11 protein-coding genes are annotated in these 13159 nt (G+C 72.1%); 1 reads left to right on the top strand and 10 read right to left on the bottom strand.

Features of this window, described 5'->3' with window-relative positions; translation table 11 throughout:
- Positions 1-2: 2 nt before the first annotated feature.
- The 7 genes from ASF82_RS05210 to dusB all read right to left on the bottom strand — a co-directional run bounded on the left by ASF82_RS05210 (position 3) and on the right by dusB (position 10341).
- Positions 3-1763 (bottom strand): ABC transporter ATP-binding protein, encoded by a 1761-nt coding sequence (locus tag ASF82_RS05210; RefSeq protein WP_082514332.1) that lies wholly within the window; start codon positions 1761-1763, stop codon positions 3-5.
- Entirely contained in the window at positions 1760-2770 is a 1011-nt protein-coding gene (locus tag ASF82_RS05205) for an ABC transporter permease (protein ID WP_056054279.1), read from the bottom strand. Before ASF82_RS05205 ends, ASF82_RS05210 begins: the two co-directional genes overlap by 4 nt.
- Before the next feature lies 1 nt (position 2771).
- Positions 2772-3863, bottom strand: a complete 1092-nt coding sequence (locus ASF82_RS05200) for an ABC transporter permease (RefSeq protein ID WP_156369972.1) — start codon at positions 3861-3863, stop codon at positions 2772-2774.
- A 141-nt stretch (positions 3864-4004) separates the two neighbouring features.
- A complete protein-coding gene (locus ASF82_RS05195) occupies positions 4005-5636 on the bottom strand; it encodes an ABC transporter substrate-binding protein (RefSeq protein ID WP_056054273.1) in 1632 nt (543 codons plus the stop codon).
- A 178-nt stretch (positions 5637-5814) separates the two neighbouring features.
- The gene (gene dnaG, locus ASF82_RS05190; protein WP_056054271.1) at positions 5815-7722 is read right to left on the bottom strand and encodes a DNA primase; all 1908 of its coding nucleotides are present in this window, start codon (positions 7720-7722) and stop codon (positions 5815-5817) included.
- Between the two features lie 82 nt (positions 7723-7804).
- A complete protein-coding gene (locus ASF82_RS05185) occupies positions 7805-9076 on the bottom strand; it encodes a deoxyguanosinetriphosphate triphosphohydrolase (RefSeq protein WP_056054268.1) in 1272 nt (423 codons plus the stop codon).
- A gap of 107 nt (positions 9077-9183) precedes the next feature.
- Complete coding sequence (dusB, locus tag ASF82_RS05180; RefSeq protein WP_056054265.1) at positions 9184-10341, bottom strand: tRNA dihydrouridine synthase DusB; 1158 nt, start codon at positions 10339-10341, stop codon at positions 9184-9186.
- A 15-nt stretch (positions 10342-10356) separates the two neighbouring features.
- On the opposite strand from dusB, the gene ASF82_RS05175 reads away from it, so the two are divergent.
- Positions 10357-10917 carry an aminoacyl-tRNA deacylase gene (locus tag ASF82_RS05175; protein WP_082514331.1) on the top strand — a complete coding sequence of 187 codons (561 nt, stop codon included), beginning with the start codon at positions 10357-10359 and terminating at the stop codon, positions 10915-10917.
- 75 nt (positions 10918-10992) lie between these two features.
- On the opposite strand, the gene ASF82_RS15510 is transcribed toward ASF82_RS05175, so the two are convergent.
- From ASF82_RS15510 to ASF82_RS15505, 3 genes are read right to left on the bottom strand one after another with little or no spacing between them, the layout of a single operon-like run.
- A complete protein-coding gene (locus tag ASF82_RS15510) occupies positions 10993-11157 on the bottom strand; it encodes a hypothetical protein (protein WP_156369921.1) in 165 nt (54 codons plus the stop codon).
- Entirely contained in the window at positions 11154-11867 is a 714-nt protein-coding gene (locus tag ASF82_RS05170; protein WP_056054259.1) for a DsbA family protein, read from the bottom strand. The genes ASF82_RS15510 and ASF82_RS05170 overlap by 4 nt, the downstream gene beginning before the upstream one ends.
- Entirely contained in the window at positions 11864-12820 is a 957-nt protein-coding gene (locus ASF82_RS15505; RefSeq protein ID WP_056054257.1) for a hypothetical protein, read from the bottom strand. The genes ASF82_RS05170 and ASF82_RS15505 overlap by 4 nt, the downstream gene beginning before the upstream one ends.
- Positions 12821-13159: the final 339 nt, after the last annotated feature.

Here is a 13159-nt window from a genome sequence, read left to right as displayed (position 1 = left end):
GGTCAGGCCGCGCCCTCGGCCGCCACGCGGTCGAGCTCGGCGAGGTGCTGCCGCCTCGCCGCCTGCTCGGCCGGGTCGGGCACGGGCAGCGAGGCCAGCAGCCGCTGCGTGTACAGGTGCTCGGGGGCGCCGAGCACCTGGTCGTTCGGCCCCATCTCGACCATGTCGCCGTGGTAGAGCACGCCGATGCGGTCGGCGAGCATGTTGACGACGGCGAGGTCGTGGCTGATGAACAGGGCGGCGAACCCGAGGTCGGACTGCAGCTCGCGGAACAGCTCGAGCACCCGCGCCTGGACCGACACGTCAAGCGCGCTGGTCGGCTCGTCGGCGATCAGCAGGGTCGGCTCGAGGGCGAGCGACCGGGCCAGGCTCGCACGCTGACGCTGGCCGCCGCTGAGCTCGTGCGGGTACCGGTCGCCGAAGGCCCGGGGCAGCTGCACGGCCTCGAGCAGCTCGTCGACGCGCTTCCGCGCCGCACGGGCGTGCGGGGCACGACCGTGCACCACCAGGGGCTCGGCGACGCACTCGGCGATCGTCAACAGGGGGTTGAAGCTGGAGGCCGGGTCCTGGAAGACGAAGCCGATGTCGGCGCGGCGGGGCTTGAAGTCCCGCTCGTGCACGCCGTTCATCTCGACGCCCAGCACCTCGAGCGACCCGCCGGTGACCTTGGTCAGCCCGGCGATGGCCCGGCCGATGGTCGTCTTGCCCGAGCCGCTCTCGCCGACGAGGCCCAGCACCTCTCCCTTAGCGATGGAGAAGTCAACGCCCTTGACGGCACGGAAGCCGCTGCGGCCGAAGCGGCCCGGGTACTCGATCTCGAGCCCCGTGGCGCGCACGACGACCTCGCGGTCGGCCTCCGCCGCCTGCACCTGCGCGCCCCGCGCCTCCAGCTTGGGCACGGACGCCAGCAGGCGCTTCGTGTAGTCGTCCTGCGGCGCGGCGAAGAGGTCCGTGGCGGACGCCTGCTCGACGACGCGGCCGAGGTACATCACTGCGACACGGTCGGCCAGGTCGGCGACGACGCCCATGTTGTGGGTGATCAGCACGATGGCCGTGCCGAACTCGTCGCGCAGGTCGCGCAGCAGGTCGAGGATCTCGGCCTGCACCGTCACGTCGAGGGCGGTGGTCGGCTCGTCGGCGACGATGACGGACGGGTTCAGCACGAGCGCCATCGCGATGACGACGCGCTGCTTCTGCCCGCCCGAGAACTGGTGGGGGTAGTGGTCGACCCGCGTCTCCGGGTCAGGGATGCCCACGCGGCGCAGGATGTCGACGGCGCGGGCCTTCGCGTCCTTCCGGCTGACCTTGCCGTGGGCGCGGATGCCCTCGGCGATCTGCCAGCCCACCGTGTAGACGGGGTTGAGCGCGGTCGAGGGCTCCTGGAAGACCATGGCCACCTCGGTGCCGCGCAGCTCCCGCACCTTGCCGGCGCCGACCGAGAGCACGTCGCTCCCGCTCAGCACCACGGCGCCGCTCGCGGTCGCGGTCTCGGGCAGCAGCCCCAGGATCGTCTTGGCCGTCACGGATTTGCCGCTCCCCGACTCCCCCACGATCGCGAGGACCTCGCCGGCGCGGACGTCGAGGGTCACGCCCTGGACGGCCGGCACGTCGCCGCCGTCGGTCGCGAACGTGACGCGCAGGTCGGTGATGCCGACCGCGACGTCGCGCTGGTCGCGGGGCAGGTCGTGCGCGGCGTGGCGGACCGCCACCGCGCCTCCCGCGCTCGTCGTGCCGCCGGCCGTGGTGCTGGTGTCGTCGCTCATGCGGGGACCTCCGTCGTCTCGGCCGGGGCCTGCGCCGCGGCCGTCGTCTTCTTGCGCCCCGCACGACGACGCGTCCGGAGGCGCGGGTCGGCCAGGTCGTTGAGGCTCTCGCCCACGAGGGTGATGCCGAGCACCATCAGCACGATCGCCGAGCCCGGGAACACGCCCGTCCACCAGATGCCGCTCGCCGTGTCGCTGAGCGCCCGGTTGAGGTCGTAGCCCCACTCCGCGGCCGAGGTCGGGCCGATGCCGAAGCCGAGGAACCCGAGGGCGGCCAGGGTGAGGATCGCCTCGGAGGCGTTCAGGGTGAGGATGAGCGGCAGGCTCCGCGTGGCGTTCCGCAGCACGTGCCGGAACATGATGCGCGGGGTGCTGCTGCCGACGACCTTGGCCGACTCGACGAAGGCCTCGGCCTTGAGGCGGACGGCCTCGGCGCGGACCACGCGGAAGTACTGCGGCACGTAGACCACCGTGATCGAGATGCCGGCGGAGAGGATGCCGCCCCACAGGCTCGACTGCCCCCCGCTGATGACGATCGAGATGACGATGGCGAGCAGCAGCGACGGGAAGGCGTAGACGGCGTCGGCGACGACCACGAGCACGCGGTCGAGCCAGCCGCCGAGGTAGCCCGAGACGAGGCCGAGCACGACGCCGATCGTGATCGAGAGGACCACGGCGACGACGATCACGGCGATCGCCGTCCGGGTGCCCCAGACGACCCGGCTGAAGACGTCGTAGCCGCCCACCGTCGTGCCCCAGAGGTGCATGGCGGAGGGGGCGGCCTGACGGGCGAAGTTGCCGTCGGCGTCGCTCAGCTGGCCGAAGCCGTAGGGCGCGATGAGGGGGGCGAAGAGGGCCAGGACGATGAAGACGACGCAGAGCACGAGGCCCGCGACGAGCATGCCGCGCTGGAGCCCGACCGAGCGGCGGAGGTGCGAGACGACCGGGAGGCGCTTCCAGAGCGGCTCGCGGCGGTCGGCGAGGACGGCGGTGGGGACGGTGGACATGTCAGTACCTCACTCGCGGGTCGATGAGAGCCGCGATCACGTCGACGACGAAGTTGGTCACGGCGACGATCACCGCCAGCACGGCCACGATGCCCTGCACGGCGACGAAGTCGCGCGCCGACAGGTACTGCTGCAGCTCGAAGCCGAGGCCGCGCCAGCCGAAGGTCGTCTCGGTCAGCACCGAGCCGCCGAGCAGCATGGCGATCTGCAGGCCCATGACGGTGATGATCGGGATGAGGGCGGGCTTCAGCGCGTGCTTGCGGACGAGGCGGAACTCCGAGACCCCGCGCGAGCGGGCGGCGTCGACGTACTCGGAGCCGAGGGTGCCGATGACGTTCGTGCGCACCAGGCGCAGGAAGATGCCGGCCGTGAGGAGGCCGAGGGTCAGGGCGGGCAGCACGGCGTGGCTCAGCACGTTCGTCGTGATGGTGGCGTTGCCGATGCGCAGGGCGTCGATGATGTAGATGCCGGTGGGGTTCTCGATCCGCCCCAGGGCGATGCCCACCCTCGTGTCGGCGCGGCCGCTGAGCGGCAGCCAGCCCAGCCAGACCGAGAAGACGAGCTTGAGCAGCAGGCCCGCGAAGAAGACGGGGGTCGCGTAGGCGAGGATCGCGAGGATGCGCAGCACGGCGTCCGGCCAGCGGTCGCGCACGTAGGCGGCGAGCATGCCGAGCGGGATGCCGATGACGAGGGCGACGATCAGGGCGTAGAAGACGAGCTCGACCGTGGCCGCGCCGTACGTGACGATGACCTCGCTGATCTGGCGGTTGTCGGTCGCGGTCGTGCCGAAGTCGAGGCGGACGATCTGGCCCAGGTACTCGAGGTACTGGACGATGATCGGCCGGTCGTAGCCCGCGGCGTGCAGACGCTCCTGCAGCTGCGCCTCGGTGAGGCGGCCCCCGACGGAGGCGGTGATCGGGTTCCCGACGACCCGCATCAGGAAGAAGACCAGGGTGACCAGGATGAAGACGGTCGGGATGATCAGGAGGGCCCTGACCACGAGGTAGCGGCCGAGGCCGCCGCCGGCGGACTTCCGCCTCTTCTCGGTGGTCGTCGGGGGCGTCGCGGGAGCTGTGGCGCTCCCGGTGAGCACTGTCACGTCACTGTGCCTTTCGTGGTGGTGCGGAGCGGACGCGGGAAGGGGGCGTCCCGCCCGTGGGCGGGACACCCCCTCCGCGTCACGCGGTGTCTCGGTCGGTGCCGACCCGCTCGGGGCGGGTCAGCGGTGCGGCCGTCAGCGGCTCAGGGCGCCGTAGCGGAACTTGAACGACGCGTCCAGCGTGTCGTCGACTCCCTGGATGTCGGAGGCCGAGACGACGACCTGCGTGCCCTGGAGCAGCGGCAGCGTCGGCAGGTCGGCGGCGACCGCGTCCTGGATCTGGCCGATGAGCGCCGTGCGGGCGGTCTCGTCGGACTCGGCGATCTCCTGCGTGAGCAGGCCCTGCACCTCGGCGTCGTCGTAGTGGTTGCCGACGAAGTTGTCCTTCACGAAGAACGGCGACAGGTAGTTGTCGGCGTCCGAGAAGTCGGGGAACCAGCCCAGCTGGTACACGGGGTAGGCGTCCTCGCGGCGCTCGCTCGAGTAGGTGTCCCAGAGGGTCGACTGCAGGTTGACGGTGAAGAGGCCGGTGGCCTCGAGCTGCGTCTTGATCAGCGCGTACTCCTCGTCGCTCGAGGCGCCGTAGTGGTCGGGGCTGTACTGCAGGTCGATCGACACGGGCGTCGAGACACCGGCGGCCGAGAGGGCCTCGGTGGCCTTCGCCACGTCGGCTCCGCCCTCACCGTCGCCGTAGAGCTCCTTGAGGGGCTCGGTCGCGCCGGTCAGGCCGTCGGGGACGACCGAGTAGAGGGGCGTGTAGGTGTCGTTGTAGACGTCCTTGGCGAGGGCAGCGCGGTCGACACTGTCGGCGACGGCCTGGCGGACGGCCAGGGCCTTGGCCGGGTCGGCGTCGGGCTGCGTGGCGCCGAAGGGCTGGGTGTTCAGGTTGAACACCATGTAGCGGATCTCGCCGCCGGGGCCGTTGTGCACCGTCAGCGAGTCGTCCTTCGCAAGGTCGGCGAGGTCGGTCGGGCTGAGGCTGCGGTTGGCGACGTCGACGTCGCCCTCCTGCACGGCGAGCTTGAGGTCGGTCTCCTTGGTGTAGTACGTGGCCGTGATCGAGGAGGCCTTCGGAGCGCCGAGGACGCCGTCGTACGAGTCGTTGGCCTCGTACTGGATCGCCTCGTTCTCCTTGTAGTCGGTGATCGAGTACTGGCCCGAGAAGGCGTCGCCCGAGACGATGTCGGCCGGGGCGGTCAGGCTCGTGGCCGAGAAGACGTCCTCGTCGACGATGGGGCCGGCGGGGCTCGAGAGGATCTGCGGCCAGGTCTGGTCGGCGCCCTTGAGGTGGAAGACGACGGTCGTGTCGTCGGGCGCGTCGGTGCTGTCGAGGTTCGCGAGCAGCGACGAGGGGCCGTTGTCGTCGGCGATGGCGAGCTGGCGGTCGAACGTGAACTTGACGTCGCTCGAGGTGAGCGCGTTGCCGTTCGCGAAGGTCAGGCCGTCCTTGAGGGTGACCGTGTAGGTCGTCGGGTCGGTGAACTCGGCGGAGGCCGCGAGGTCGGGCTCGACGTCGGGGCTGCCGTACGGCGAGTTCATCAGGAAGCCGAAGACCTGGTTCTGCACGGCGAACGAGCCGTTGTCGTACGAGCCGGCCGGGTCGAGCGAGGTGATGACGTCGGTGGTGCCGACGCTGATGCCGTTCAGCGCGTCGTCGGCGGCGTCGCCGCCTCCGGACGCGCAGCCGGCGAGGACGAGGGCGGTGGCGGCGACGCCACCGGTGATCGCGAGGACGCGACGGCCGAGCCTGATGTCGGACGTTGTCATATCCGGTTGCCTCTTTCTCTGGGTACGAGGGGCTCCCGACACCGCTGCTGTGAGGTGCGGCCGTTTCTGGGAGTGCTCATTGGTAACACACGCCCGGCCCCGGGTCGTAGCCCAGGCCGGATCGTTAACAAGACGGCAACGAACCTTGCCACGTGGTCTGGTCGTCTCGAGGTGCGATTCACTCGCTGGTGAGTGCCCGGCGCTCGGCCTCCAGGGCCGCTAGCTCGACCTGGATCTCGCGCCACGCCTGGGGGTCGGTCTTGACATCAGTCCTGAAGGAGCGTCCCATCGCTTCCGACTTTCTCCTGATCAAGTCACGTTCCACGATCGACACGACGATGCCTCTGCAGTACGTCGTGATCTCGCGACCTGGCCGCTCGGGGATCGGCGCAACCGCCAACTCCTTGGCGAGGGCGTCGAATGGTGACGGAGTCTGTCCTAAGACCACGTCCAGCCAGGCTGTGTCTCCGAACCGATCGAGGCTCGCCCCGATGGCGTCTCGCACTACCGCCAGCGAGGTCGTCTCTAGACGCACTGAGACAGCTTGACGCATGAGCTCGAAACCGACCGCGTCGGGGTGCTGCAGCATGGCCATCAACGCGAATGCTTCTGTCGTGGTGGTCAGGTCGCCGGGCAGCGTCATCAGGCTGGGCCCCGCGGGCTCCTCGGGCAGCGGCGGCAGGCTGGTGATGGACTGCCGCCCGTCGGAGACGCTCTTCGGCTGGGCCCGCTCGAGGGCGGCCACGGCACCGGAGGCGCGGCGCGCCTCCTCGACGCTGGTCGCGACCTCCCCCGGGTCGAGCCCCAGCCAGCCCGCGAGCGAGCGGACGTAGCCCTGGGTCATCGACCGGTCGCGGATGCCGGCCACGACGGGAGCCGCGGCGCGCAGGGCGGCGACCCGCCCCTCCACCGTCTCCAGGTCGTGGGCGTCGAGCACGCGGCGGATCATGAACTCGAACATCGGCCGCTTCGTGTCGACGAGGCGGCGGACCGCGTCGTCGCCGCGGTTGAGCCGCAGGTCGCACGGGTCGAGCCCGTCGGGCGCGACGGCCACGAAGGTCTGCGCCGAGAAGCGGCTCTCCTCGGCGAAGGCGCGGGAGGCGGCCCGCTGACCGGCCTCGTCGGGGTCGAAGGTGAAGACGACCTCACCGGCCGTCGACGTGTCGGCCCCGCCGACGTCGCCGAGCATCGGGCGCAGCAACTTGATGTGGTCGACGCCGAACGACGTGCCGCAGGTGGCGACGGCCGTCGTGACGCCCGCGAGGTGGCACGCCATGACGTCGGTGTAGCCCTCGACGATGACGACCTGCTTGCCCTTGGCGATGTCGCGTCGGGCGAGGTCGAGCCCGTAGAGCACCTGCGACTTGTGGTAGACGGGCGTCTCGGGCGTGTTGAGGTACTTCGGGCCCTTGTCGTCGTCGAGCAGGCGGCGCGCGCCGAAGCCGATCGTCGAGCCGGTGACGTCGCGGATCGGCCAGAGCAGACGGCCCCGGAACCTGTCGTAGGGGCTGCGGTCGCCCTGGCTGAGCAGGCCCGCCGTCACGAGCTCCTCGTCGGTGAAGCGCAGGCCCTTGAGGTGCGAGCGGAGGGCGTCGAACGACTTCGGCGCGAAGCCGACCCCGAAGCGCTCGGCGGCTGCCGGGTCGAAGCCCCTCTCGCCGAGGAAGCGTCGGGCCGGGTCGGCGTCGGCCGCCGTGAGGTGCTCGACGAAGAACTCGCGAGCCGCCTCGTTGGCCGCCAGGAGACGCGCCCGGTTGCCGTGGTCGCTCGCCTGACCGCCGTCCTCGTAGTGCAGGGCGAAGCCGATGCGGCCGGCTAGGCGCTCCACCGCCTCCTGGAAGGTGGTGTGGTCCATCTTCATGACGAAGCTGTAGACGTCGCCGTCCTCGCCGCAGCCGAAGCAGTGGTACCGGCCGACCTGCGGCCGCACGTGGAAGCTCGGGCTGCGCTCGTCGTGGAACGGGCAGAGGCCCTTGAGGCTGCCGACGCCGGCGCCCTTGAGCGTGACGTGGTCGCCGACGACGTCGGCGATGTTGGTGCGCGAGCGCACCTCGTCGATGTCGTCCCGCTTGATCAGCCCTGCCACGGATCGATCCTAGGTCGGGGGGCCGACACGGGAGCTGTGCCCCGGAGGCCCGTGTGCACGGGTGCGGTGTCGCTCGGGCGCGTCACCGGGAGCCGACGAGGCGGTCGTGCCAGGCCATGGCGCTCTGGTCGGTCAGCGACGCGACCTGGTCGACGACCACGCGGCGGCGGGCGGCGTCGTCGGAGGCGCTGGCCCAGTCGGCCGCGAAGCCCGCGTCGAGCTCGGAGTCACCCCGCTGCCAGAGGGACTCGGCGAGGGTCGTCAGCACCTCACGCTGACGCTCGTAGATGGGCTGGCGTGCGCCCTGGGTCATCACGAACGCCGCGGTGATCCCCTTCAGCACCGCGATCTCTCCGATGACGTCGGGCGAGATGACCATGCTCGCGCGGAACCGGATGAGCGACTCCTCCGCGTACGACTCCCGGGTCGACTGCGTGGCCGAGCCCGCGAAGCGGCCGATGAGCTGGCTGGTGAGGTTCTTCAGCCGGGCCTGGTCGAGCCGGCCCCCGTCGTACGACCGCAGCCAGAAGGGCTGGCGACGCAGCCGCTCGAACGCCTCCACCAGCTCGTCACGGCTGAGCTCGCCGCCGACCCAGGCGTGCATGGCCGTCACGAGGTCGTCGTGGCCGTCGAGCGAGCCGAGGCTCGAGACGTCGACGTAGCCGTTGACCACGGCGTCCTCGAAGTCGTGCACCGAGTAGGCGATGTCGTCGGAGAGGTCCATCACCTGGGCCTCGATGCAGCGACGGCGGCGAGGTGCCCCGGCGCGCAGCCACTCGAACGCGGCCGTGTCGTCGTCGTAGAAGCCGAACTTCATGCGCCCGCCGGGGTCGGGCACGCCCTGGGCGGCCGGCCACGGGTACTTGCAGCTCGCGTCGAGGCTGGCACGCGTCAGGTTGAGGCCGAAGCTGCGGCCGGTCGCGTCGATGACCTTGGGCTCGATGCGCGTGAGGAGCCGCAGGGTCTGCGCGTTGCCCTCGAAGCCGCCGATGTCGCGCGACCACTCGTTGAGGGCCCGCTCGCCGTTGTGGCCGAAGGGCGGGTGCCCGAGGTCGTGTGCCAGGCACGCCGTGTCGACGACGTCGGGGTCGAGGCCCAGGCTCGTCGCGAGCTCCCGGCCGACCTGCGCGACCTCGAGCGAGTGCGTGAGCCGGTTGCGCGCGAAGTCGAGGCCCGCGGTGGGGCTCAGCACCTGCGTCTTGGCCGCGAGGCGACGGAGCGCGCTGGAGTGCAGCAGCCGAGCGCGGTCGCGGGCGAAGTCGCTGCGTCGGTTCGAGTGCTGCTCGGGCAGCCACCGCTCGGAGTCGGCGGGGTCGTAGGCGACGCTCACGGCGTGCGGGGACGCAGCGGTCACCGGTCACCTCTCGGTTCGGGGCAGGCAGGAAGACGGGCGGAGTCGCGGGCGGGCACGACGGGACGGGTGCGGGCCGGCAGGTGCGGGGCGACGCGGATCGACACGCCTCAGCCGCCGCTGTGGTGCAGCTCGGCCGCGGCCAGCTCGGCCTTGAAGGCGACGTCGAGCTCGCGGCTCTCGAGCCAGCGGTCGGGCAGGGACGGGCGCTTCGGGCTGCCGGCGCGGCCCCGGGGGCCCTCGGCGGCCTCGCCCGGGTACTCCTGCGAGCCGTCGAGGGTCGACAGCAGGTCGTCCATCTGCTGCAGGGACTCGACCGCCGCCAGGCTGGCACGGGTCTCGCCGCCGACGGGGTACCCCTTGAAGTACCAGGCGACGTGCTTGCGGATGTCGCGGCACGCGTGCGGCTCGTCGCCGTCGTAGAACTCGACGAGCAGCTCGGCGTGACGCCGGAAGGCGGCGGCGACCTCGCCGAGCGTGGGCTCGGCCTTGGCGTCCTCGCCGCGGAAGGCCGCCGCGAGGTCGCCGAAGAGCCACGGTCGCCCGAGGCACCCCCGGCCGACGACGACGCCGTCGCAGCCGGTCTCGTCGACCATGCGCAGGGCGTCCGCCGCGGACCAGATGTCGCCGTTGCCCAGCACGGGCACGCTGCTGATGGTCTCCTTCAGGGTGGCGATGGCCGACCAGTCGGCCGTGCCGGAATAGAACTCGGAGGCGGTGCGCGCGTGGAGCGCGATGCTCGCGACGCCCGCGCCCTCGGCCGCTCGGCCGGCCTCGAGGTAGGTCAGGTGGTCGGCGTCGATGCCCTTCCGCATCTTCACCGTGACCGGGACGTCACCGGCGGCGCGCACGGCCCGCTCGACGATCTCGCGGAACAGGCCGAGCTTCCAGGGGAGGGCTGCTCCCCCGCCCCGACGCGTCACCTTCGCCACCGGGCAGCCGAAGTTGAGGTCGATGTGGTCGGCGCGGTCCTCCGCCACGAGCATGGTGACCGCCTCGGCGACGGTGTTGGGCTCGACCCCGTAGAGCTGGATGCTGCGGAGGGTCTCGCTCTCGTGGTGCTGGATGAGCCTCATCGACTCGGGGGTGCGCTCGACCAGCGCACGGCTCGTGATCATCTCGCTCACGTAGAGACCCGCGCCGTACTCGCGGCAGAGGCGGCGGTAGGCGGTGTTCGTGATGCCGGCCATCGGGGCGAGGACGACGGGCGAGGCCACGTCGATCGGTCCGATCGAGAGGCCGGGGGAAGGAAGGGTGGTGGTGGACATCGGTACGATTCTCCCATGAGCGACGAGGGCGCGACAGTCGGGTCGGCAGCGGGTGTGGACGAGTCGGAGGAGCGGGGAGTCGGGGAGGGACGAGGCGACGGTGGCTCCCCCGCAGCTCCCGGCGCCGACCGGGTGTCGGTCGCGGCCGACCGGCTGGGCCTCGCCGTCGAGGTCGTCGAGCGGCCCGCCGCGGAGAGCCTCGAGGAGGCCGCGGCCCTGCTCGGACTCGACGCCTCGTCGGTGGTGAAGAGCCTCGTCGTGAAGCGGCACGACGGGACGTTCCTCTTCGCGCTCGTGCCGGGAGACCGACAGATCTCGTGGAGCAAGCTGCGTTCCGTGGTCGGCGTCAACAAGCTGTCGATGCCCTCGGCCGAGGTGGCCTTCGAGGCCACCGGTTACGAGCGCGGCACGATCACCCCGCTGGGCAGCTCCACGGCGTGGCCGGTGTTCGCCGACGAGCGCGTCCTCGGCCTCCGCGTCGCCCTCGGGGCCGGGGTCCACGGCCGGAGCGCCCTCGTCGACGCCGACGCGCTCGTCGAGGGTCTCTCGGCGACGGTGGCGGACATCAGCGACTGAGCCCGATCCCCGCCGTCGCGAGGTGGACGATGACGGCGGAGGACGCCGTCGTCGTCGGGCACGACGGACGTCGCGTCAGATCTGGCGGCCCTCGTCGAGCGCCTCGACGACGGCCCGGGCGGGCGCCCGACCGCTGGCGGTCGCTGCGTGCACGTCGGCGACGACGGCCGGCAGGAGGCACGATTCCCCTTCGCAGGCGAGCGCGTCGGCGTCGCCCAGCATCGTGAAGGCCGCGTTCATCGGTCGGCCCCGACGGCAGGGGCTGCGGCGGCGACGCGCTCGGCGACGACCTGCTGCAGCGCCCCGAGGAAGGTCTCCGGCGCCTGGGCGCCGCTGATGCCGTACTTGCCCTCGAGGACGAAGAAGGGCACCCCCGAGATGCCGTACGCCTGGGCCTGCCGCTGGTCGTCCCGGACGTCGGCGAGGTGGGCGTCCGACTCGAGGGCCGCCACGACCTCGTCGCGATCGAGCCCGATGTCGGCGGCGAGGTCGGCGAGGTCCTGCACCCGGCCGACGTGCCGCCCCTCCTCGAAGTAGGCCGAGAGGAGGCGCTCCTTCATGTCGAGCTGGCGACCCCGGGCCTTCGCGAAGTGCAGCAGCTGGTGCGCCTTGACGGTGTTGGTGTGCTTCAGGGCGTCGAAGTCGTAGGCGAGCCCGACCTCGGCCGCGATCCCGGCGACGTTGTCGAGCATGCCCTGCACCTGGTCGGCCGGCATGCCCTTGTGCTTCGACAGGAAGTCGATCTCGTCGCCCTCGAAGTCCACCGGGGTGTCGGGCGAGAGCTCGAACGAGTGGTACTCGACGGTGACGTCGCCCTCGAACCTCTCGACCGCGGCCTCGAACTTGCGCTTGCCGATGAAGCACCACGGGCAGGCGATGTCGCTCCACACGTCGACGACGACGGGGTCGCGGGGAGAGGGGACGGTGGAGGCGGGGGTCGAGTCGGTCACGCCTGGAGCCAAGTCCGGCCACGCCCCCGGCATTCCCGGGACAGCCTCCAGGACCGCCCGCCCCGAGCAGCCAGGAGCCGCGGGAGCCCCGGCCCGGGCCGTCGGCCGGGGGCAGGACCGCCGGCGGTGCTGATCATCGCGTCGACGGCGGCCTCGGTCTCGGCCCACCGGTGGCGCACGGCGAGGAAGCTCGCCCGGAGCGGCAGGTACCCGGCCCGGGCCGTCAGGCCGTCCTTCCACCTGTCGCGCTCGAACCGGCCCTCGTGGTGCTCTCGGCCGTCCGTCTCGAGACCGACGAGCCCGTCGACGGTCAGGTCGACCGCCTCCCCCAGGGGGCCCACGACCACCTGCCGAGCCACCCGGCGACCACGGAGGCGGAGGCGGGTGCCCGCCACGCTTTCGAGGATGCTCTGGGCGCCGTCGTCGCTCCAGGCCGCCAGGCCCGCCGCGTCGCTCCGGTGAGCTCCGAGCACGGGCTCGACGTCGACCCGGTCGACCACTGCGGCCCGTCGGGCCCAGTCGGCGAGGGCGACGGCGTCCTCGAACGAGTCGGCCTCGACCACGGCTCGCGCCAGGGCGTCGTGCACGTGGACGACGGCCGTCGCGCCTCGGGCCGACACGGCCGGACCGTCCCACACCACCCTCGTGCCCGGCCGGCGGCGGAGCCGTGACGCCGTGCGGGGCACGGAGACGACGACCTGCGACGGTGGCCGCCAGGCCCAGGCTCCCTGCAGGGCCAGCGCGGACGCCCCCGCGAGGCGGCCCCCGACGCCGACGGCGACGAAGCGCGGATCGGTCGGACTCCACGTCGAGTACCACCCCCGGCGGGGCCGCAGCACTCCCCCGTGGCGGACGGCAGCGGTGAGGTGCCGGTCGGACGCGCCGTGCGCGACCAGGTCGCGCTTGTGCAGCAGTCCCCCGGCGTCGTGCACCAGCTCTCGGATCGTCGTCATGGGCCGATCCTGGTGCTCCGCGAGGGCAGGGTCCCGGCGGCGCCCGCCCTCCCGTGGACAGGGATCCCCCTGCGGCCGCTGGGGAGGACGCGTCCCGCACCGGTGCACCTCCCGCACCGCGCCTCCCGTCCCTCACGCGCTCCCCGCGCCTCCCCCGCACCTGCTCCCCGCGCCTCCCAAGCACGCGCGCCCGCGCCTCCCCCTCTCGCGCTCCCCGCGCCTCCCGTCCCCGCACGCGCTCCCCGAGCCTCCCCCTCTCGCCGTCACGCTGTCTCGCTCTCCCGCTCTCCCCCACCCCACCCGGTCACCCGCCCTCCGTCGGCAACTCCTGCTCCCTGC

This window comes from Frigoribacterium sp. Leaf164 (assembly GCF_001423665.1).
Classification (GTDB): domain Bacteria; phylum Actinomycetota; class Actinomycetes; order Actinomycetales; family Microbacteriaceae; genus Frigoribacterium; species Frigoribacterium endophyticum.
Note: the sequence above shows the minus strand (reverse complement) of the source record. Positions and strands in the feature narration are given on the sequence as shown.